The 19,867-nt window shown below is 61.7% G+C and carries 18 protein-coding genes and 2 pseudogenes; 10 read left to right on the top strand and 10 right to left on the bottom strand.

The features are described from left to right. Positions 1-187: 187 nt before the first annotated feature. On the bottom strand, positions 188-3,481 hold the full coding sequence (locus CK218_RS15755) for an NERD domain-containing protein (RefSeq protein WP_095828272.1): 3,294 nt from the start codon (positions 3,479-3,481) through the stop codon (positions 188-190). 73 nt (positions 3,482-3,554) lie between these two features. Continuing rightward, the gene (locus tag CK218_RS15750) at positions 3,555-4,610 is read right to left on the bottom strand and encodes a hypothetical protein (protein WP_095776570.1); all 1,056 of its coding nucleotides are present in this window, start codon (positions 4,608-4,610) and stop codon (positions 3,555-3,557) included. Between the two features lie 266 nt (positions 4,611-4,876). Between CK218_RS15750 and CK218_RS15745 the strand changes: the two genes are divergently transcribed. Further along, entirely contained in the window at positions 4,877-6,058 is a 1,182-nt protein-coding gene (locus CK218_RS15745; RefSeq protein ID WP_095802356.1) for a hypothetical protein, read from the top strand. Between the two features lie 110 nt (positions 6,059-6,168). Here CK218_RS15745 and CK218_RS31135 read toward each other — a convergent pair whose 3' ends face one another. After that, positions 6,169-6,495 carry a hypothetical protein gene (locus tag CK218_RS31135; protein WP_245420468.1) on the bottom strand — a complete coding sequence of 109 codons (327 nt, stop codon included), beginning with the start codon at positions 6,493-6,495 and terminating at the stop codon, positions 6,169-6,171. A 15-nt stretch (positions 6,496-6,510) separates the two neighbouring features. On the opposite strand from CK218_RS31135, the gene CK218_RS31130 reads away from it, so the two are divergent. Further along, positions 6,511-6,753, top strand: a complete 243-nt coding sequence (locus CK218_RS31130) for a hypothetical protein (RefSeq protein WP_245420466.1) — start codon at positions 6,511-6,513, stop codon at positions 6,751-6,753. Position 6,754: 1 nt separating this feature from the next. Here CK218_RS31130 and CK218_RS30165 read toward each other — a convergent pair whose 3' ends face one another. From CK218_RS30165 to CK218_RS15725, 3 genes are all read right to left on the bottom strand, one after another. Continuing rightward, complete coding sequence (locus CK218_RS30165; RefSeq protein WP_141245929.1) at positions 6,755-6,892, bottom strand: type II toxin-antitoxin system HipA family toxin; 138 nt, start codon at positions 6,890-6,892, stop codon at positions 6,755-6,757. Positions 6,893-6,966: 74 nt separating this feature from the next. Further along, on the bottom strand, positions 6,967-7,932 hold the full coding sequence (locus tag CK218_RS15735; RefSeq protein WP_245420464.1) for a HipA domain-containing protein: 966 nt from the start codon (positions 7,930-7,932) through the stop codon (positions 6,967-6,969). A 93-nt stretch (positions 7,933-8,025) separates the two neighbouring features. Beyond that, a complete protein-coding gene (locus CK218_RS15725) occupies positions 8,026-8,277 on the bottom strand; it encodes a helix-turn-helix transcriptional regulator (RefSeq protein WP_170954332.1) in 252 nt (83 codons plus the stop codon). Between the two features lie 151 nt (positions 8,278-8,428). On the opposite strand from CK218_RS15725, the gene CK218_RS15720 reads away from it, so the two are divergent. Further along, entirely contained in the window at positions 8,429-9,157 is a 729-nt protein-coding gene (locus CK218_RS15720; protein WP_095776575.1) for a DUF2971 domain-containing protein, read from the top strand. Between the two features lie 42 nt (positions 9,158-9,199). Beyond that, positions 9,200-10,075 carry a hypothetical protein gene (locus tag CK218_RS15715; protein ID WP_141245928.1) on the top strand — a complete coding sequence of 292 codons (876 nt, stop codon included), beginning with the start codon at positions 9,200-9,202 and terminating at the stop codon, positions 10,073-10,075. A 2-nt stretch (positions 10,076-10,077) separates the two neighbouring features. Here the strand turns inward: CK218_RS15715 and CK218_RS15710 are convergent, their stop codons facing one another. Further along, complete coding sequence (locus CK218_RS15710) at positions 10,078-11,352, bottom strand: DUF4238 domain-containing protein (RefSeq protein WP_095776577.1); 1,275 nt, start codon at positions 11,350-11,352, stop codon at positions 10,078-10,080. Positions 11,353-11,598: 246 nt separating this feature from the next. Here CK218_RS15710 and CK218_RS15705 point away from each other — a divergent pair. Both CK218_RS15705 and CK218_RS15700 read left to right on the top strand, forming a co-directional pair. Further along, positions 11,599-11,981, top strand: a pseudogene (locus CK218_RS15705) (damage-inducible protein); the annotation flags it as partial. Then, positions 11,980-12,276, top strand: coding sequence for a hypothetical protein (locus CK218_RS15700; RefSeq protein WP_095776578.1), 297 nt, complete (start codon positions 11,980-11,982; stop codon positions 12,274-12,276). The pseudogene CK218_RS15705 and the gene CK218_RS15700, both read left to right, overlap by 2 nt. Positions 12,277-12,515: 239 nt before the next feature. Here CK218_RS15700 and CK218_RS15695 read toward each other — a convergent pair whose 3' ends face one another. Both CK218_RS15695 and CK218_RS15690 read right to left on the bottom strand, forming a co-directional pair. Continuing rightward, positions 12,516-13,214: an SMC-Scp complex subunit ScpB gene (locus CK218_RS15695; protein ID WP_095776579.1), complete on the bottom strand. Its 699-nt coding sequence runs from the start codon at positions 13,212-13,214 to the stop codon at positions 12,516-12,518. Positions 13,215-13,216: 2 nt separating this feature from the next. Beyond that, positions 13,217-14,184, bottom strand: a pseudogene (locus CK218_RS15690) (DUF1403 family protein). Between the two features lie 551 nt (positions 14,185-14,735). Here CK218_RS15690 and CK218_RS15685 point away from each other — a divergent pair. From CK218_RS15685 to CK218_RS15670, 4 genes are read left to right on the top strand one after another with little or no spacing between them, the layout of a single operon-like run. Next, on the top strand, positions 14,736-15,032 hold the full coding sequence (locus CK218_RS15685) for a DUF2604 domain-containing protein (protein WP_095825972.1): 297 nt from the start codon (positions 14,736-14,738) through the stop codon (positions 15,030-15,032). Next, positions 15,016-15,642 carry a putative metal-binding protein gene (locus tag CK218_RS15680; RefSeq protein ID WP_245418786.1) on the top strand — a complete coding sequence of 209 codons (627 nt, stop codon included), beginning with the start codon at positions 15,016-15,018 and terminating at the stop codon, positions 15,640-15,642. Before CK218_RS15685 ends, CK218_RS15680 begins: the two co-directional genes overlap by 17 nt. Further along, the gene (locus CK218_RS15675; protein WP_095825973.1) at positions 15,639-16,127 is read left to right on the top strand and encodes a Mov34/MPN/PAD-1 family protein; all 489 of its coding nucleotides are present in this window, start codon (positions 15,639-15,641) and stop codon (positions 16,125-16,127) included. The genes CK218_RS15680 and CK218_RS15675 overlap by 4 nt, the downstream gene beginning before the upstream one ends. Positions 16,128-16,129: 2 nt before the next feature. Then, positions 16,130-17,689 (top strand): E2 ligase fold family C protein, encoded by a 1,560-nt coding sequence (locus tag CK218_RS15670; RefSeq protein WP_095828271.1) that lies wholly within the window; start codon positions 16,130-16,132, stop codon positions 17,687-17,689. A gap of 62 nt (positions 17,690-17,751) precedes the next feature. On the opposite strand, the gene rlxS is transcribed toward CK218_RS15670, so the two are convergent. Then, positions 17,752-19,722 (bottom strand): relaxase/mobilization nuclease RlxS, encoded by a 1,971-nt coding sequence (rlxS, locus tag CK218_RS15665; protein ID WP_095828336.1) that lies wholly within the window; start codon positions 19,720-19,722, stop codon positions 17,752-17,754. Positions 19,723-19,867 lie beyond the last annotated feature (145 nt).

Genomic DNA, 19,867 nt, shown 5'->3' with positions numbered 1-19,867 from the left:
TTCGCCAATGTGGACGGCATGGCCGGATCAGCCATGCTCCAGCATAGGCGATTCGAACCTGTCCGCAAGCTACGCCGGTGGCGCGGGCAACCAATCTTGGTGAGGAGCAGCGCGCCGCCCTAATCGACGAGGCGGGTCCGCGCATTGTCGCGGCCGTTGTGGAGCACCGTGAGTCCGCGAGTCTGGGCTATCCGCTGACGGCGGCTGCAGATGTCTCGATTGCGCGGATGACCTCAATGGCCTTTTGCGCAAACGGCTGATCTGCAGTTACACGCCGCAGCCTGCCAAGGTCGCTGCGGTCGCCGTGTTTCGCAATCACGCCAAAGGCGAAATGCAGGTCCCGATCACGAAAGCCTACCCGATGGTACGATGTCGGGGGCAAGCCCTCATCAACCAACTTCCGGCTGACCGCGAGCAGGTCGACCGGAAACACATCCACCAGGTTGAGAGCTAGATAGTTAGGTGGTCGTTCCGCCACATGACTTGCCGCCAGCGGCTCGTTTATTTCTGCGAGACAGCCGATAACACGTTGCGCAGGGAGCGCGTGCAGTTTCTCCCAGGCCGCACGTGCCTGTTCCCTGTCGACGTCGCGGCCGGACTCGGCCGCATAGACCAACGTTCTGATGAGAACCATGCATTGTTGTGCATCGTTCTCAGCCTCCACAACCGGAAGCGGCGCGGCGTGCCGTGCGAGGAAGCGAACCGCCAGGACGAAGGCCGCCAACTCGTCCTGGCTCATCGGATTCGTCTGCGACGGAAGTCGCGCCAGGTTCGAGAACAATGGAGCGTCTGAAGGCTCTTCGTATTCTGCGATCCTTTGCGCCAAGTATCTCACGCTCATGGAATCGCCGATTCCATCAGCCTGAAAGGCGCGACGGTAGAGCAGACGCTGTGTCTCCTCCGGCAGCCCGTAGACCTCCTCGGCATAAATCCAGTCAAACGGGTGATCGAACATCCGCGTGTAGACGCTGAGAGCCTGCTCGCGGATCTCGTCGCTGTCCGCTTCCCCAATCACAGCCACAACCTCGTCGTGAATGGCAGCTCGCTGCCCTTCGCCCTCGTCGTCAAGCGCTCCCAGTATCTTGAGGGCATCGATCACGCTCGAATTCAACGCCCAGTTCGAAGGATGAATCTCGAGGGCGTTGATCGCCTCGACAAGACCAGCTCTCGCCGTCTCCTTGGCGTCCCGGACGAACCCGACGATATGCAGCAGTTCGAGCCGAACATGATAGGGCTCGTATTTCCACCGCGTGCGCAATACCTCGGTCAGCTCAAGCGTGAATCGCGTGACATCCGCTTTGCCAAACAGCTCATGGCGCTGCTTGAGAACGAACAGGAGCTCGCCGGAGGTCAACCCGACAAGAGATCGCATCGCGATCTTCGGTGGCCGATTGCCGATGATATGGGTGAACCTCGTTGCGTCAGCCTGTGTCGCGGCGAGCGTGAAGTTGTGGCGCGATCCGAAGCCATAATAGGCCAGTGCGAACGCTTCACTACGCAAGGCGACGTTGCCCTCACGAGCCGCCTCGGCAAGCCTTGATCGTTCCTCGTGCAGTTTTGTGTTCATTGCTCGGCACAGAACCAGGTATTCCTCGATGCCCGTGCCCTTGGCCGCGCGAACGCCCAAGGCCTGATAGCGGGCTCGACTCGTCGGCGGAGGCTCGATGTGCCCTTCCCATTCGAGGCGCTTGAAGGCCTCACCATTCGTCAGGACCAGCGTGGACTGCGCGATCTGGGCGAGAAGACTAGCGTGGCTGGTCTCAAGAATAGCCCAGGCGGTCACGGTCGCCACGCTACCAAGTTCACCGTCGGCGGCATCGGCAATGATGTCTGCGTCCGTGATTTCATCCAGCACCGCACGGGAAGCGGGCTCCGTGTCGAGAGCGGCGATGATGTCGCGGGCCAGTGGACGAAAGAGCGGCGTGCCCAACTGGACGCCAAGTTTCGCGGGATCCGTCTGCGCCAGCCTGACCAGTTCTTGAGCGGCGCACGTGCTCTGAAAGATTTCGTGACTGAACGACACCCTGCCGCTTCGAGTTTCCAGAACGCCGGCCCGCAGAACTGCCTCGCAATCGTCGAACGTCAGGCGCTGTGCCAGCATGAACTCATCGAAGGCAATCTCCGATAGGGAATAGGCCATTTCGTCGGTGAGGCGCGCCGCGAGCCGTCGAAGGCCCAGCGAACCCGAACGCGCATGTGGACCCAGTCGCGTGCGAATGAATTGGTCAACGAGTTCAAGGCGGGTAACGTTCGGCCGCAGCTCGTTGCCGATTTCACCCACGATGCCCGCCTCGAGCCCGCTCCGCACGCCGCGCAGCACATCCTTTGCCGCCGAGGTCAAGACTCCATGTCCCCGTTCGGCGATGCGTGCCTTCAAAATCTCCGAGGGCTTCCCGACCCTGACACTGCTCAGGCCAGCCAGACCTTCTGGACGGGACTCCTGGCTCGTCACAACGACCCGCGCCTCATACCGCCTTGCGAGAGCCTTGAGTCCCCGCAGCGCTTGTCGCGCATTGTCGGCCGACAGCTCGTTCAATCCGTCGAAGATCAGGATGACCGGTATCCCCAATTGCGTAGCCCGGCGCAGGAATCGCGGATCATAGGAATCAACAAGCAGAGAAATCTCGCGCTGAACCGCCTCCGCCCACGAGCCCGAAAACAGCTTTGCCGAAACGAAGAGGCATATGGCGCCCGTCGCTGTCAGTTGGACTCCCAGCCACTTTGCCATCAGGCTCTTGCCGCACCCGGAGGGTCCCCACAAAAAGCTGCCAGCCTGCTCATTGGTGAATGCGATGAGAGCCTCTGCTTGCTCATCATCTTCCGGGATCCATAGATCGGCATCGGGCTGGTATTCTGCAGCGAATGCCCGCCGATAGCGTTCCGCCCACTCGCTAAATGTCCAGGAACTTTCGGCTGCCAGCGCGGCGTCCACCGTCGTAGCGGTCAACTTCAAGGACCGCGCAAAGCCCTGCCAGGCCGCCAGTGACCATACACTGTCTCCCCTCGCTGCCAAGGCAGCCAGCACCTCGGCAGTCGACCCGATCCGAACCTTGAAGTCGCCCGCAGTGATGGTTGACCCAGCAGGGAGGTCACCGGTCATCGCGACCAACCCATCCGGGTAGAAATCGCCGATGGGCGCCGCCTGAGCCATGGCATCACGCAAACGGTTCTTGGCGTCGAGCGCCTGCTGATAGGGGTTGCGGAACGGCGTCCACTCGCCGGACGGCGACAGCCGCTCCCATGGTCCATTGATCTCGCCGCGAACCGGAAGCTTGGTGGCTTTCGCTTCGATAAGGGCGACGGCATCCTCCGTCGCCACGACGAAGTCGATCTGTCGACCCTTGAGCTGGAAATTGCACAGGACGACTGCCGCCGCCGCGCCTCGCGCCAGATGGTCGACGAGGGCGCGCAGGAAGATACGTTCCGAGTCATGTTCCAGCGGTCCCCCGCAGAAGATCGTCAGTGGGCGTGTCGGGTTCATGATGTGGATTCTACAGCTTCATTGCTGAAAAGCACTCCTCGATGCAGGCCATCATGACCGCACCGACCGAATGCTATCGGCTGTCCATGGCGACATCTTCGAGGTACTGGTGCCACCCGTGCATATTCTCGATGGGTTCGGCCATGATTTCTTCCAGCTGGTCTATCTCTTTCCTGATCTGATCAAACATCTCCAGTGCGGCCAGGGCCGCCCGTTTGGCGCTAAGCGAGCCGGCCCGCTTTCTCCAGCTCTCGAACGGCAACTGCGGGTATCTCGGCTTCCATTTAGGCAGCAGGCGCGCATTGAGATCGACCAACACTTTCGTCCCTCGCGCCATCCCAAGCGCGTCCACATCAAGCGGCTTGGGCGGGAGGCCCTTTGCCTTCAGTGCCTTGTCGCCATCGCGGCGAAAACGAACGATTTCGGCGATCGTGTCAGCTTCGAGTTGGATCGTCCGCAGCGTATCGACAGGGTCGTCTGTTCCCGAGCGTCCCCTGGCGATGATCTCGAAGGCCGATTCCGCCTGCTCGACCCGAAACAACAAATGCGCGCTCAACGCTCGCTCGACCGACATTGGTGGTTGCGGACAAGCCGCGAGCAGCCGATCGCGTAGTCCAGCCATATCGACCTTGGCTCTGCGGTACTTAGTGGTTACCAACTCAGGCAAAAGTCGACGTGCCGCATCACTGACTACTTCAGGTTCCCAGCGCAGATGACGCTGTGCACCGAGGAGCGACTCGAGCAGCCCAGCAGCTAGGCGGAAATAGACGTGTGCGAGCTGCCCGATGATCGGATCGTCGCGGAGCCCGACATGATAGAGCTGGTTCCGATACTCGTGCAGGATTCCCATCGCCCGGACCTGATCGGGCGGAATGTGACCGAGCTCTTTTAGAAACTGGATCTTCCTGTCGAAGGCGCGGCCACGCGCGTCGCTGCGCTGTTCCGGCGTGAGCCGGTGGGAGTTCCCGTGCCGGTCTTCGAACAATACGTCAGCGCATTTTTGATGGCACATCAGCTCAACGCCATTGTCGACGAGGATCAGTGCGATCCGTTCATTGAGCGGGTGATCAATTGTCAGTTCGGCAAGTGCGCGGTCCAGTTGTTCTGCAATGGGAACGATCGATCGCACGGATCTTCTCCTAACGCGCCCCGCAACCGTGACATTACGGCTCGCCGCACCTTACATTATTTGACCCGTCGCATTCGGACAGCTTCAGATAGTCAAAAGGAGTTCGCGTCCTGAACAACCCGCTCCCAATTGAGCTAGTATCCGCCGTCGACGCGTTGTGGCGTCACGATGGTCCGGTAGCAGGCAATCTATATGCCTCCCCCGCTTTTGTGAGGCTTCGGGAAACCTGCCAACGGCTCTATCAGTCAGCGGGATCGAAGGACGCCGTGAACTTCGCCCTCAGCCACGCCCTCCACGGCCTCGGCTATCGCTGGAGCGATGGCGCACCAGCTCGCTTTGCTGTCTCCCCGGCTATCGCAGCGGCCCGCCTTGACCAAGCCTTCAGGCAAACCGAAGCGCGCCTGGTCCATCTCTGTCCGCTTGATCTCGGCGACGAGGTCCCCGAATTGCGTTTTGGACCCAATGCCATTCGAAACTTCACGGCAGAAGAGCTGGACGATCTCCTCGACACCGATGGGTTGTCGCGAAAACGGCCCGGCTGGCGTTTCGACAGCCAGCGCTTCAGCCGGTTTGCCTGGCTTGTCGTCGAAGAGATCGTGGTCCTCCCCGGAAAATCTGGCGGCCGCGTCCTCCCCGGACTGTTCGCCGATCTGCGACAGGATTTCGGGCGGATCGGACCGCACAAAAGGCACTTTCCCGCTCCGGTCGAAGCCGCGCTCTTCGCGCTACTGACGGCCTCCTGGGAGGAAGTCACCAGCTATTCCGACTTGGATTGGCGTCCCTTTCGCGTGCCATGGGTCCATACGCTGTCGGACGACCTGTTTGCGCGCCGAGCGACGCCGCCCGATGCCGACACATTGTCGTGGGAACCGGACTTCTACGAAGATGAGGACGGTGCCATGGTGGAGCTTGAACGACCTGCGCGGTTGCCCCTGACCGACGCTGCGATCCCCCAAACAGCCTATCTGGATGATACAGCCTGGACTGAACTCTCGGAAGCTCGACGTTCCCCGCTCTTTCATCGCCCGATCGAGCACTTCGTGATCCGGGCGTTCGCGAGCGATGGGATCGACGAATTTCTCGCGCATGTCACCGTGATCGAGGCAGCGCTAGGACAACCAATCGATCATGACTCCAGGAAGCGCCCGAAAATCAGCGGACAACGGCGTCAGGGCGCGACCGCCCGGGTCGCATGGCGCTTGGCGGCGCTGCTGGACGACGCCTCCGCCGGCGAGCGATACCTCGCGCTTTTCAAGGAGAGGAGCGACTTCCTCCATGGCCAGGCGATGCAGGACATACCAAGCCAAGTGCGACTGGACGCTCGACGGCTTGCGCGTCGATGCGTGTGTGCCTTGATCGGCGCAGCAACCTCACCGTCGCCTCCAGAAAACCAGGATGCCTTCCTGAACGAGCTATTGCAGCGCGGTTCGTCGCAGGCTTCGGGCTAGAACGCCATAGATGACGGCTTCGACACGCGCATATTGGATTGGAGGTTCGCTGTGACAGAAGATGTCGATCTGGCCAATGTTGGCGCAGCGTCCGAGAGGTTCTTTCGGCTCTACCGGACGCATTGCGTTTCGCCGAGCCGCGACACACTGTTCTCGCTCCTTGAGGCGGCACACAGTCTCAATGATTGACTGAAGGTCGGAGCGGCCGTCGATTTCTTGACGTCCAGGAATTTGCTGCCCTCAAGTGCCTCCGCAACTACTTCCACCATCAACAGGAACTGCGGCACGTCGTCAGACTCATTCCGATCGGCGGCTACCCGATAACGACGGATCTGATGACGATGTGCCTCGTCCCACGCGGGAACGTCGTCGCGGCGATACAGACGACAAAGCGATATCATGAGGAGGCTCGGCAGGCCTGCCATCAGATGTTCCATTGGTATGGTCCGGTCGTGAACATCAACCGCGCTCTGTTCAACTTTGTCGTCGCTGCCTATGAGCGCCTGAGGGATCGAGGCGTCCCCCTGGCGGGGGAAGCCGTTGAGGAATTCGCAGCCAGCTATTGCTATGAAGAAGAGAACGACCTTCCACATGTTGTCGACGGCAGGCTTGCTGCATCGGCTGGCAGCATCGACCAGCTCCTGACGGACATTATGAAATCCACGCCGAGCCGCGACGCGGCTGGGAATCCTTGAACTATGCGCTCCAGGCGCGCACTGCGGTGCAGCGCTGCACGATGTCCTCGACTGCCAGCGCGAGCAGCTTGCTGTCGGCCTCGGTCCCTTTCATTTCCGCGAGCACCTTCTCGGCTGCCGGGATCATGCGCTCGGCCATATCGAGCAATTGCCGAAGCACGAAGCGGGGACGGAAGTCGGTATCCTTGGCGAAGGCTTCCCAGTTTTCCGGCGTCAGCGTGAGCGGATCACGATTGCCCCCGACGAACTCGCCAGCCGCGGACGCTGCTCCTTGTAGAAGGACCGGAAGGCGGCGGCGTTGTTGACATCATAGAGCTGACTGAGCTCGATGCGATCGAGCCGATAGAGCAGTGAGTAGTTCTTGGCGTGGGCGTCCGGGTTGCCAACCAGGAACTGGAAGATCGCGCGATCAAGAAGTTGCGTGCGGGCCGTGACGACATCGGTGACCTTCTTCATCAGCTCGAAGCATTCCTGCCAGCCCGGCCCGCCATCCTTTTCGTACTTCTGCCGTGGAAACCGCCCGAGCGCCTGGCAGAAATCCTCCTGATGCAAGCGACGGAAAACCTCTTGCCCATTCACGCCGACACGGTCGTATCGCCGGATCACCATATAGGGCGTGTCCTTGACCACTCGGATGGTCGAGAACGGCACCGGAATGCCGACAGCCGCGGCTACGCGCAGGCAAAAATGCTCGACGCGGATCGAATCCGGCAAACCGTCAATGTCGACCTTTAGGATGTGAGTGCTCGGCGTGCGCCCTCTCGGCAGCGCGATCCTGCGATCGACGACGCCGACCCCCGCCTTGTGATGGACGCCGGCAAGGGACAGCCGCAGCTCCCCGTCGGCGTCGATGAACAGCGGCCGCCGCGGCAGGGCCTCGATGTATTCGGCAAGCCGATCATCGTCCAGCACGTCCCACTTCGTCTCGACATTCTCGTCGGCGATCACCTCATCGTCGAGCGGCATAACGGTGACCGCGCCCGGGCAATCGCGGCCGAGCTGGTAGAGCAGCGCGTAGTCGTCGGTGGCATCGACCTGCAGATAGCCAGAGCCTCGCGCGTTGCTGAGAGTCCGGCAGCAGCCCATCGAAAAACGGACCGGCGCGATCATGGTTGTAGGGATCTGGCGAGAGAGGTAGCGCCAGAGAAAGCGGATGGCGCGGCAATTGCGTGCGCTCAAGCCAGCCCGGCTCGTAGCGAAAGGACAAATCGCCATCCCTGGCAACGTCGAGGACGCCAACAGGAAGACCGTAAAGGCGGATGGATGCGGGCATCAGAATTCGGATCCTGCGTCTGCCGGGTCACTCGCCGAGATTGTCGCCGGCGAGAACGCGATCGTCACGCCCAGCAACACCAGCACCTTGAGCACGATCGACATTGGCGGATCGACGCGGCCACGCTCGAAATCGCTGACCCATTTCTGCGAGGTCGCCGTAAGGTCAGCGAGCTGGCCTTGGGTCAGGCCGCGACGCTTGCGCTCCTCCCGCAGAAAACGGCGAACGTCGTCGACGCTCCGAATGTGCATGTTTGACATCCTATGACCGCTCAGTGATAAAGCGGTTAGTATCGAACAAATATCACCGACTGGTGAAATTTCAAGGCAACGAGCGGAAAAATAACCGTTCGGTGGTATCTCTCCGCACCAACCGGGCTATGAACGTCGCTGTGGGGTAATCATGCGCAAGGTTGGCGACATTGCTGTCGAGGGCAACGAGACGCTCTGGAAGTACTTCCGTCTCGAGCGCTTCCTTTCAACGCTCGCCGAGAGCCGGCTCTATTTCGCATCGGCCAACCAGTTCATCGATCCGTTCGAAGGCGCCGTCGCCGTCCAGTTGAACGTGCCGCCGCCTGATCCGCGCTATGCCGAAATGGAAAGCGTGGAGCACGCCTTCTTCCAACTGAAGCGGTTGACCAAGATAAGCTGCTGGCACCGCGCCGCCTACGAGAGCGATGCGATGTGGAAGCTCTACGCCGGAGAGCACAAGGGTATCGCCATCTGCACGACGCCCGATCGCATGCGCGCCGCCTTCAAGCCCTTCCGTCTCAAACCGGAATATGGCGTCGAAGATCTGTGGAGTGGTCCGGTCCAATATGTCGACCTGACCCAGATTCGGATGCGCGGCGTCGCTATGCTCGACCGGTTCTTTTTTAAGCACAGGGCCTTTGAATGGGAGCGGGAGTATCGGCTCGCAATCTCCGTTCGCATGGCCGAGGAATTTGGCGTCCGGGTTCCCGAACACGGCATCCTTGTCGACGTCGATCTTCCCACCCTGATCGACCGCATCGTGCTCGGCTCGACCATCACCGAAACCGAGCGCGCCACCGTCGCTCAACATGTGGCAGCCGCGGGGCTCAGCGATCGCCTTGAGCTTTCCACCCTTCTGGGCAAACCCCGCTATGTCTGAAACCCAGCGAACGGGAGTCGGGGCGAGGCGAGACCCACCAGAATGATATTCTATTCAGACACCGCTCTAACGATCTCGGAAACGTTGCAGACCAACGCGATCGTGTGGATCCACTCGCTGCCGGAACAGGAGATGGGGCCAAGCCGGCGCATCCTCGAAGACCTTGAGGGCCTCGCCATTGCCGGCGGTTTCCCCGTCATCGCGTGTGCCGTCCGAGACCGCGCCGAACTGAAGGATCTGTTCAGGCAGCTGACGACGGAGGCCGAGCAGGGGTTGAGGCCCGTGCTCCACGTCGATGCTCACGGAACGGTTGCCGACGGCCTCCTGCTTGCGCCGAGCGGCGATCGTATTGGCTGGAGCGAGATCATCGAGGATCTGCGGGCCCTCAACGTTGCAACAGCCAACAATCTCACCTCCATCTTCGCACTGTGCTTCGGCCTGCATCTCTACAAGCAGGTGAGCCTGAAGCGACCCGTGCCGGCCTATCTCTTCTGCGCGCCGGCTGAGGAAATCAGCGTCGGCTTCCTCGAGGCGCAAACCCTGGCCTTCTATCGGGAGATGAACCGCACCTCGAATGTGACGGCCGCATTCGCCGCAACTCTCGGCGGGGGCATGCAGTCGTTCCATTGCCAGGGTTTGTTCCTGCAATCGCTGTTGCGATACATCCGAACCTACTGCATCGGGCGCCTGCGGCAGGATCGGCTGGAGCGCATGGTCACGGCCGTTCTGCAACGTGACGGCATCGCAAACCCTTCCAGCGCGCAACTGAAACGGGCTCGGCGCGAGATACGCGAAGCTCTCAAACCAGGCCAGAAGGTGATCGATGTGTTCGCGCCATCCTTCCTGGTCGGCCGCGCGCCGGCCTTCAGCTACGCCGATCTCGACCGGATATTGAAGCGCTCTGTCCGCGCCCGGTAATCTCAGCCGCGCCTGGCATCAAGCTGAGCGCTGAGCGATCTCAGGCTCGGATCGCGATGGACGACCCGAAACCAGCCGGATGACCGTTCGCCAAAGCGCTCCACCATCACTTGGCTCATCCCACGCCTCACCTGCCGATCAACATAGAGTTCGACCCGCAACATCCCGGTGTCGCCAGCGACCTGGGCCAGCAGATCGACCTGCCCGGTTCTTGCCGTCAGGCCTTCGCCGCTCTCGTCGATCTCTTCAATCGCCAGTGTGCAGTGATCGAGGGAACCAAAGATGACGAGGTGCGTCCCCGCGGGCATGCCCGATCGCGGTGGAGGCGCGTTCCCCATCTGGCCGAGCTCGACATGGGTCTCGACGCTGCGCAGGTCCTCATCCTTCCCTAGGATCTCGCGTGCGAAGTCGAACGCATCGGTGTCGGCATAAAGATAGCCGGCGCTTTGCGAGACCTGGAGGCCATTGAGGTAGCGCACCATGTCGCCATCGATGGCGATCGGCTCACCGGACCGCAGGCCATCCCGATAGCGGATCATTCTTGCCCTGCGCTCGGGCTCGAGATCCGCGCTCGCAGCCAGTTCGTAACGCTGGACAATCGTCGGGCAATGCAGGGCAAGCGTCAGGCCAGGCGAAACCGGCAGCATCACCATAACGCCCGGCGACTTGAGCCCGACATCTCCATAAGGGAAGGCGTTGATGCGGCTGACCGGATGGTCCGAGATGATGAAGCGATGCTCTCCGTCGCTCGCGTAGAGGGCGGGATGAAGACCAAGCAGCGCCACGGTGTGACCTTCTCGTTCAAGGAACGCCTTGACGGCACCAAGCCTCACTGCCGCGTCAGAGGGCATGGCCATGTGCGGATCGGCATCCGGGTCATAGCCGACCTGGCGCGTCATCTCCCGCAATTGGCCTGCCAAATGCTTTGGTCCCGTGCGGCTGAAATGCGTCCGCAGCATCTGGGTCGCGAAGAAATCAGCCAGGGCAATACGATCATCCGCCGTCATCCATGCCAGCGAGCGTCGCGATACCATTTCGGCGACGAGGCGGGCCGAACGCGCGTCGACCTCCTGGAACAGGTCCTCGAAGTTCCATTTGGTATCGCCCAGGCTCACCGTATTGAAGTCGTTCTCGGAACCGGCATTGGCAATCGAGGTCAGAAACGACCGGTCGGACCGCTTGGCGAAAACATAGATGGAGCGCCGTTCTGGATCGGCGGCAAAGTGCCGAAGCTGGGCCTGCGGAACGAAGTGATGCTTTTTGGATGGTCGACTCATCGTTCTCTGCCGTGATGCGCGGTCTTCAGCGCAATTGATCGTTCAGAGGCCTTCGGAAGCCCTCAATAGCGCTAAACTCCGTTTTGCCGCCGATGACCGGCAATGTCACGCCGCATCTGGAACGGGCAGCCGCGATCAAGTTTGGGGCCGCGCCGCGAATCCGATTGACTCATTCCCATCGAATAGAACACATAGGGAACATATCAACCCGAAAATCCATTGGGGACTGTTTGAGAGTGATTATCCATTGGTCAGGCGGCCGCCAGCCCTGCCATCGCTGCGCTCGCGAGCGAATCGCACGCCTCGAAGGTGGGTCGGCGCGCAATCGTACAACACTGCCGTTCGGCGGGGCCTCCATCGACAAGGTCCTGCCGGGAGGCGGGCTGGCGCTCGGGGCGCTGCATTAGGTGGCGGGCGGCCTCAACGGGGCGATCGATGGGGCGGCCGCAGCGCTCTTTGCCGCCGGCATCGCCGCGCGCACCAGGGGCAAGGTGCTCTGGTGCGTCACCCGGCAGGATCTCTTCGCGCCGGCGCTGGCCCAGGCCGGGCTGCTGCCCGGCCGCGTCGTTTATGTCGAGGCCGGCGACGAGGCCTCGGTGCTCGCCTGCTTCGAGGAAGGGCTTCGCCATGTTCGAGGCAACCGCTGCTGATGTCGAAGAACTGCTTGCCGGCCTGGACGCCGCGCTCGGCAGCATGAGCAATGACGAACGCAATCGAGAGTTCGTCGGCATCCTGCATGAGACTGTATTCGGCTCCTTCGGAAAATCCTGCGTCCGCGCCGATATTCATCGGCTATTCAATGCTGATCGAGAGTCAATTGAGTGGCAAAAGCGAATCGCCGCAAGCGTTTGCGAGGGAATGGACCGATTAAATGCGAACCTTGCCCGGCTCACTAACCACGCGTCGGCGTCGGGAGATTTATGAACGTTCCTGCGGCTTCAAGGAAACAACTTTACCGATCGCCGACACACAGTTGTCGAACGTCAGCATAGATTTCGACACATCCCCTTGCTGGTTACTTCCAGAGAACCATGATCGCGCCATACGTCGCCGGTCCGAGGTCGACACCTTTGTGGCATCGCGTCGGAGACTACAGCTCGCACGATTGAAGCGTCCCGCGCGCGTATTCGTGCAACTCGATCATCTGTCCTAGCGCGGGTGTGCTATTCGTCCGTGACGGCGACAGCTTCGAGATCGCTGTCGTCGGCAAATCCTGGCATGACGTTACCTGTGAGCAGCTTTTCTTTTGACAGCAGTCCAGCGTCTTCCAGTGCCTCGAAATCCGGCAGCTGGCGCAGCGTGTCGAGCCCGAACCGCGACAGAAAATTCTTCGTCGTCACATAGGTGTAGGGCGCGCCCGGTTGCGGGCTGCGCGGCCCCGAGGCGATCAGCTCCTGCGCGCGCAGCACGCCGATCAGGTCGCGCGACACCTCCTTGCCGAAGAAGGAAGACAGTTCCGCGCGGGTGATCGGCTGGAAGTACGCAATACACATCAGCACGAGCGCCTCGGATTGCGACAGCTCTTTTTCGCCCCTGCCGCCTTGCTGGCCGAATGCGGCGTGGATGGTGTCTCCAAAGGCCTTCCTGGTCCGGTGCTGCCAGCCGCCGGCGACCGCGACCAGCTCGTAGGGGCGGCCGGCGAGCTCGGCGCGAATGTCGTCGATGATCAGCTCGATGTTGCAGTTTCTTCCCACCACCCGCGCGAGGACACTACGCGTCACCGGTTCGCTGGCCGCAAAGACCACGGCTTCGACGCGGCCCATCCATTCACGCCAGCGCAGCTCTGGCGGCAGATGCTCCAACTCGGTGTCGAGCAGCGTCGGCTGATCATTCGGCTTGCGGCGGGCGGACGCTTCGCTCATCGCTACAGCCCAAACAGCCGGAAGCTGGGACGGCCGGAGAGCTCGCGCACGGCGTCCAGTTGTTGCAAGCGCTCGAACAGGCGTCGCGCCGCAAAACGCGACATGTTTTTCGTTGTCAGCGATCCGGCGACAGCATCTTCATTCAGAAGCAAAAAAATCACGTCGCCGGCGCCCTTGGCGCGCATTTTGGCGCCACCGACAAGAGTTTTTCCGCGCGCCGCGAAACCTCGCCGGCCAGCCGGCAGGCATCCGCCGCCGCTTGAACCAGCGCGACGTAGACCGCGCGCTCAAAACTCTTTTCGCCGGGTCGGGCGCGCCCGCCACCGGCCCCTGTGCGGAAGGCTGGAGCAAAAGCCTGGGCCATCAGCAGCGGCGGCGGCTCCGGCCAGCGCAGGCTTTGCGCCAGCACCAGGTCGGCCAGCCACCAGGCAAGCAGCTCGGCGTCGGGGCGCATGGCGACAACGTGGGTCGCGATCGCCGCGGCGGTGAATGGCGCCGGCCGCTGCGAGCCCGCCAGTTTTTCGATCTCCGTGCCAAGATCGGCGAGCGCCGCGCCTTCCCAATGGAGGCCAAGCAGGTCGACGATCTTTTCGAGCCGACCGGCGCTGGCGAGGGCCGGCTGCACGGCCAACTGCCGCCAAGCCCCAAGGACGGCGCCGGCCGGACCGGGATCGGCGCCGGCGGGACGCAGATGCCAGGCGTCGCGCAAGGCGGCTTCGTCCTCGGCGCGGCCGGCGAGCCGCATGCTGGCGGCCGCGCATTTTAGCGCCAGCCTCTGCCGCCAGGCGCCGGCCCAGGCGGGCCGCGCCCGGGCAAGCGGGTCGAGCGAAGCCAAGGCGGCGCCGGCCAGGAAGGCGGCGTCGGCGTCGCTCGGGCCGCTGCCGCCAGCGAGCGCCCAGGCCGGGACTGTCGGCGTCGCGATGGGGCTGGCGGGCAAGGGATTGGCAGCGAGGGGATCGAGGCCAATCATGTGTTCGAGGGTAAAGTGCTCGTGCGCTTTGCGCCATGAAATTCGCACCAAAACGCACAGCCTGTCGGCGCGACAAAACGAATGATAATGTTGCCTTACCAGTCGTTTAACTCTACTTCTTCCACTCGCAATAGGTTAGCATCGTTCTCCGGGCGCATCCGGACGTCCGTAGATGACAGCGGCCGGAAGCCGCCCCAGCCAAATCATCACAGCGCCCGCCCAATCGAACATGAAATCATACCGGGCGGCGTACTTGCACGGGGTGGGCCAACGTTGCACGCTGCAACTGGAGCAGGCGAGTGAAAGCGCACATGAATCGGGGGGCTCCAATATTTTGGCATTGCTTTAATCGATTATAGTTGTGAAGAGCAATTTCAGCCCGTTTACTTGCTGCTCAAGTCGCGGATAAAAGAGGTAGCACCGATTCGGTAGCTTATCCCCTGTCTTTCGCGTACTCGCGGTCGTGGCGCCGCGTGGACGATTGAAGACCGACGGTCTCACCAGCAGGTGGGCACGAGGGGGCGGGATTGGCAAGCCACAGGAGTAGGACAATGTCGAAGGATTCAGGTAAGACCGATAATCACGGCGGCGGGCCAGGCAAGATCGAGATCACGGTGGTCGTGAACGGCCAGCCCACGCAGGTCGAAGCCAATCCCAACCAGCCGCTGCACGTCGTTCGTACCAAAGCCCTTGAAAACACGCAGAACGTCGCCCAACCGGCCGAGAATTGGGAATTCAAGGATGAGGCCGGCAACTTGCTCGACGTCGACAAAAAAGTTGGCGATCTCGGTTTCGCGAATCCTGTGACCCTGTTCCTAAGCCTGAAGGCGGGTGTTGCAGGTGCCTGAACTCCAAACTGTGGACCCGGAGGTCTCCCGAGCGAAGTTTGATCGTGAGATGGGCCGGTTCCGGCCATATGCAGATGCCTATCGTGCTCAAGGCTGCTTCCTGATCGAGGCGAGCTTCCCGAGCGCCTTCTTCATATTTGCACCGCCGAAGATAAAGCCACAGATGATCGGTGCAGCTGTCGAGATCGACTTCTCCAACTTCGACCTTCGACCTCCTTCGGTGGTCTTCGTAGACCCGTTTACCCGTCAGCCAGTTGCCCGGAAGGATTTGATGCTTAGAATGCTGAGACGTCCTGCGTTGCCGGGAACTCCTCCGGGGATGATCCCAGCCCTGATCCAGCAGAATGCTGTGGCCTTGACGGACTTCATCCAGGCCAACGGCCCCGAAGACCCCCCATTCCTGTGCATGGCGGGTATCCGCGAATACCACGATAACCCAGCCCATTCAGGTGACCCATGGCTACTTCATCGGGGTTCTGGCGAAGGCTGTTTGGCCTTCATTCTGGACAAGATCATCAAATACGGAATCAATCCTGTAGAGCAGTTGCAGATTCATCTCCAACCGACCGTCGTGGGAATGGCGGTGTCGCCTCAGGCGATACCGGAATGACTGAATTGAAAGATGTAGCGACCGTGACTCTCCCGCGCGGCTGCATCTCGACCACGCATGCGCATCTGCGCTCAGTTGGTCGCGAGGGCAATGAGGGGATGGCGCTCTGGGTCGGCGTTCAGCAAGACCGGCAGTTTGCCGTAACAGAGACGGTTATCCCGGCGCAGCGTCACATTCGGACAAGCGATGGCGTTTGCGTGATAGTTCCGGCCGAAGAACTGCACCGGCTCAATGTCTGGCTCTACAAAAGCGGCCTGAAACTGTTGGCCCAGATTCACAGCCATCCGGGCCGCGCCTACCATTCGACGACCGACGACGCTTATGCGGTTGCTAGCACGGTTGGGTGTCTGTCGCTGGTAGTGCCGAATTTCGCCCGGGAGCCTTTCGATCTTGCTCGCGTCGCTGCCTACCGACTTGACGCGAAGGCGAACTGGAATGAGGTCGCGTCCACGGCCCTGATGCGAATGATCACGATAACGAGCTGACGATGGCCCTTGCAAACTTCATCGACCGCGCTGCCACGGCGGCATCTCAGGTGCTGGCCGACTTTCATCTGTGCGACTTTAAAGCCGCTCTTGAAAAGCAGGTCGTGGCAGTCGCGTTCGACAATCAGGCGGCTTCCTGCGCCGAAGGCGAGGCGACGCTGGATCTTGCGGTGAGATTGCTCGCCAGGCTCTACCCAGTTCTGGCGATACTCCCGCTGGACAGCGCGGCAAGCTGTCAAACCCAAGCGCTGGAGCGCTTGGCAAAGTCGATCAATCCAAAAGTCGGCATCCGGCGTTCCGGCAAATCTGCCACCGTCTGCGTAGTTGCAGGGGTAACGCGCCCATCACTCCGGTGCCCAACCTTTTTCATGGGATCGGACGGTTGGTCGGCCAAGCTGTCGCTTACGGACCCGGTGGGCTCTGGCTCAAGTTTGCTGCCCTATGGAGCTGGCGCCGCCGGTTGCTTCGGCGCCGCCAATGTCTTTCGAACCATTTTCGCCGCCCAACTGACCGGCGCCGAGTTGGACGAAACCATCGACCTCTCGTTATACAGCTACGACAAGAGCAAAGCCGGCGAGGCCGGCCCGATCGATTTCCCTGTCGACCTTGGCGAAACGCACCTCGTTGGGCTCGGCGCGATAGGCCACGGCTCGCTTTGGACGCTAGCGAGACACCCCGGCCTCTCGGGTCGCCTGCATGTAATCGATCCCGAAGCGATCGAACTCTCAAACCTGCAGCGCTACGCATTAGCCGGCCAGGCGGAGATAGGCATGTCCAAGGCGGTCCTTGCAACCACCGTCCTTCGATCGACCGCCCTCGATGTCGAGGCGCACCCGGTGAAGTGGGCAGAATATGTTGCGCGCAGGGGCAATTGGGTCTTCGACCAAGTGGGTGTGGCGCTTGACACCGCCGCCGACCGTCTCGCTGTCCAAGGTGCTCTGCCCCGATGGATCGCGAATGCCTGGACCCAGGAGCACGATCTCGGAATCTCGCGGCACGGTTTCGATGACGGCCAGGCTTGCCTTTGTTGCATGTACATGCCGTCCGGGAAATCCAAGGACGAGCACCAGCTGATTGCCGAGGAACTCGGAATACCGGAAGCACACGAGCAGGTAAAAACGCTGCTGCAGACCAATGCCGGAGTTCCCAACGACTTTGTAGTTCGGGTGGCTACTGCGATGGCTGTGCCGTTTGAACCGCTAGCCCCGTTTGTTGGCCAGCCCTTGCGCTCCTTTTATCAGCAAGCGATCTGCGGCGGTCTGGTGTTCGACCTTAGCGATGGAAATCGCCTCGTTCGAACCGTGGTTCCGATGGCCTTTCAGTCAGCGCTTGCCGGGATTATGCTTGCCGCGGAGCTGGTCAAACATAGTGCGGGTTTTCCCATGAGCGCTACGACGAGCACTCGGGTGAATCTTCTGCGCCCCCTTGGCTCTCATTTGCATGATCCGAAGGCCAAAGATTCCAGCGGCCGCTGCATCTGTAGCGACGGCGATTTCATCGCCGGTTACAGGCGCAAATATAGCAAGAACGTTGAGCAGCTAAGCTATGTCTCCGGCTCCTAAGCAGACGCGGACGTCTCCCTTGCCCCAGAGCGGCGGCTTGTGCGCGTGAGATGTCGGCGCCACTATGACACGCTTGGCCCACTCCTTTGCCGGCCGATCGCCCAGGAAATCCCGTCCCCGCGTATGATCCCGGACACCTCCTTGCCGATGTGTCGCTCTAGCACCGGTCGCCATGGCACCAGTGTGAACTCGCGCGACTTCTCGATCACGCCATATTTGCCGCTGGCAAGCTCGACGGAACGGCGGAGCGTACCCTGTACTCGTTCTCCGGATCGCGCTTCAGCATAGGGCAGACGAAGTTCCTCCGACAGTTGGCCGGCAACACGGTTCAACTCACGCTGCCGCAGGATCGAAAGCATGTTGGCGCGGTAGACGATCCGATCCTGCTCTACGCGCGCGAGGCCTTGCGCGATCAGCCACTGCCGCCTGCTGGCTTGCGCCTCCCGGACCTCATGCCCGAAGCCTGAGTTGCGCAACCGCTCTGGTCCGTCGGCAACCAGTTCCCGGTCGAGCCAGGTGGCACCTTCAAAGCTGACTTGGTGCTCCAGCGGCATTGTTGACAGCCTGTCGACAACGACAGGCTCGACCCTGGCCCGCTGGCGCTCGTATTCCACGACACGATCGAGATGGTCCGGCGCGACCAGCCAGGTGCCGTTCGGCTCTCGCTCGATGCCGCCGGTCGAGCGGCGGATCGCCTCCAGCCGCCGGACATGCGTTTGCGCAAAGCTCTGGGTGGCGGATGGCTCATGCTTCAGGTGGATATCAGCGTCGTAACGGCCGCCATGGGCTGCGGCGATCTCGGCGACAGTACGGTCGACCTGCCTCGGCTCGGTGCTCCTCGGGGTGGCAAGCACGATGCAGCCTTCTGGCATCGGTTCGGTGGCCTCACCGTTGCCGACGTCGATCCAATGGCTTTTACCGTCAACTCCGTCGACGAGAAGATATTGCCGGTCATTGATTTCGTCGGCGAGCCCGCGAGCGACGACGCGGCCGACGACGGGCTGGGCCGGCTCACCGGATCGATCGTGGATCACGCAGTCGGCGGCACTGCGCGCGAGCCCCTTGCCGGCCAGCTCGCGATGCATGGTCTTGATGATGTCGGCGCGATCACCGATACGCCGCAGGGTCGCTTCCAGCTCGCCGTCGAGTCGCCAGGAGCCAGCGCCGACGTCCACGGCCAGACCCATGCGCTCCAGCTTGCGAAGCCTGCCCTGATGCAGCGTCTGGCGAAAGGTGTCGCGGCCGTTTGTCGAAACAAGACCGTCATCGTGACGCGTGCGCAGCAGTTGCCGGTCGATACTGGTGAAGCGTTCCTGCTCCATTTCCTGGCGCAGGCGCTGCTCGATCTCGCGATCGGTGAGTGGACCGAGATCGAGGCTGACCAGCTCGGCAGCGCGCTCGCGGATGCCGCTCGAAATATACTCACGGGCGATGACGAGGTTCTCCCCGCGGTCGTCCTTGCCACGCACGATGATGTGGCTGTGCGGATGACCGGTGTTGAAATGGTCGACGGCGACCCAGTCGAGCTTGGTGCCGAGATCCTCTTCCATCTGAGCCATGAGGCGCCGAGTCAGCGGCTTGAGGTCCTCATACTCGATGCCATCTTCGGCTGCGACGATGAAGCGGAACTGATGGCGGTCGCCATCAGTGCGATCGACAAACGCCTTACCATCGATGCGGTCGCTATCGGCGCCATAGAGGTCGCCAGGTTCGCCTTCGCGGGTGACGCCGTCGCGCTGAAGATAGCGCAGATGCGCACGCGCCCCGTCCGCGCCCTTGCCGGCGAGCTTGACGAAGCGGGCCTTGACGACGACCCGCCGCTGGCGGAAGGCGGCATACCGGTCGCGGGATTTGAGGAGTGCTGCGGCCGCCCCTCCCCGCCCTGCCCGGCTTCCGGTGAAGCGACCATCGCGTTGCAGCCGGCCGCCGGCCCTGTTGATCGCTGTCCGGATCTGGCTGGCGAAGCGTTTGCCTGCTTTCGATCCGCGCGACCCGATCTTGCCGAGCTTCGGCCTGAATTCATCGTCCTGCATGTCGGCCTCCGGATAATCCAAAGCCAGATCAACGGTTTAGGCGCCGCAGCCTCCTGGCCCCGCCAGCTGCCTCCTCGAAAAACGATGTGCAGACAGACACTTGGCCGCCTCCGGGAGGCGGTGCCTTTATCTTGCCTTACGCGGC

It is taken from the genome of Mesorhizobium sp. WSM3879 (genome assembly GCF_002294915.1).
Taxonomy (GTDB): Bacteria; Pseudomonadota; Alphaproteobacteria; order Rhizobiales; family Rhizobiaceae; genus Mesorhizobium.
Note: the sequence above shows the minus strand (reverse complement) of the source record. Positions and strands in the feature narration are given on the sequence as shown.

Excerpts from the sequence above, each read along its gene's own strand:
- CK218_RS15755 (WP_095828272.1), bottom strand. The coding sequence starts at position 3,481 with ATGAACCCGACACGCCCACTGACGATCTTCTGCGGGGGACCGCTGGAA.
- CK218_RS31135 (WP_245420468.1), bottom strand. The coding sequence starts at position 6,495 with ATGGAACATCTGATGGCAGGCCTGCCGAGCCTCCTCATGATATCGCTT.
- CK218_RS30165 (WP_141245929.1), bottom strand. The coding sequence starts at position 6,892 with ATGGCCGAGCGCATGATCCCGGCAGCCGAGAAGGTGCTCGCGGAAATG.
- CK218_RS15725 (WP_170954332.1), bottom strand. The coding sequence starts at position 8,277 with ATGCACATTCGGAGCGTCGACGACGTTCGCCGTTTTCTGCGGGAGGAG.
- CK218_RS15720 (WP_095776575.1), top strand. The coding sequence starts at position 8,429 with ATGCGCAAGGTTGGCGACATTGCTGTCGAGGGCAACGAGACGCTCTGG.
- CK218_RS15715 (WP_141245928.1), top strand. The coding sequence starts at position 9,200 with ATGATATTCTATTCAGACACCGCTCTAACGATCTCGGAAACGTTGCAG.
- CK218_RS15710 (WP_095776577.1), bottom strand. The coding sequence starts at position 11,352 with ATGAGTCGACCATCCAAAAAGCATCACTTCGTTCCGCAGGCCCAGCTT.
- CK218_RS15700 (WP_095776578.1), top strand. The coding sequence starts at position 11,980 with ATGTTCGAGGCAACCGCTGCTGATGTCGAAGAACTGCTTGCCGGCCTG.
- CK218_RS15695 (WP_095776579.1), bottom strand. The coding sequence starts at position 13,214 with ATGAGCGAAGCGTCCGCCCGCCGCAAGCCGAATGATCAGCCGACGCTG.
- CK218_RS15685 (WP_095825972.1), top strand. The coding sequence starts at position 14,736 with ATGTCGAAGGATTCAGGTAAGACCGATAATCACGGCGGCGGGCCAGGC.
- CK218_RS15675 (WP_095825973.1), top strand. The coding sequence starts at position 15,639 with ATGACTGAATTGAAAGATGTAGCGACCGTGACTCTCCCGCGCGGCTGC.
- CK218_RS15670 (WP_095828271.1), top strand. The coding sequence starts at position 16,130 with ATGGCCCTTGCAAACTTCATCGACCGCGCTGCCACGGCGGCATCTCAG.
- rlxS (WP_095828336.1), bottom strand. The coding sequence starts at position 19,722 with ATGCAGGACGATGAATTCAGGCCGAAGCTCGGCAAGATCGGGTCGCGC.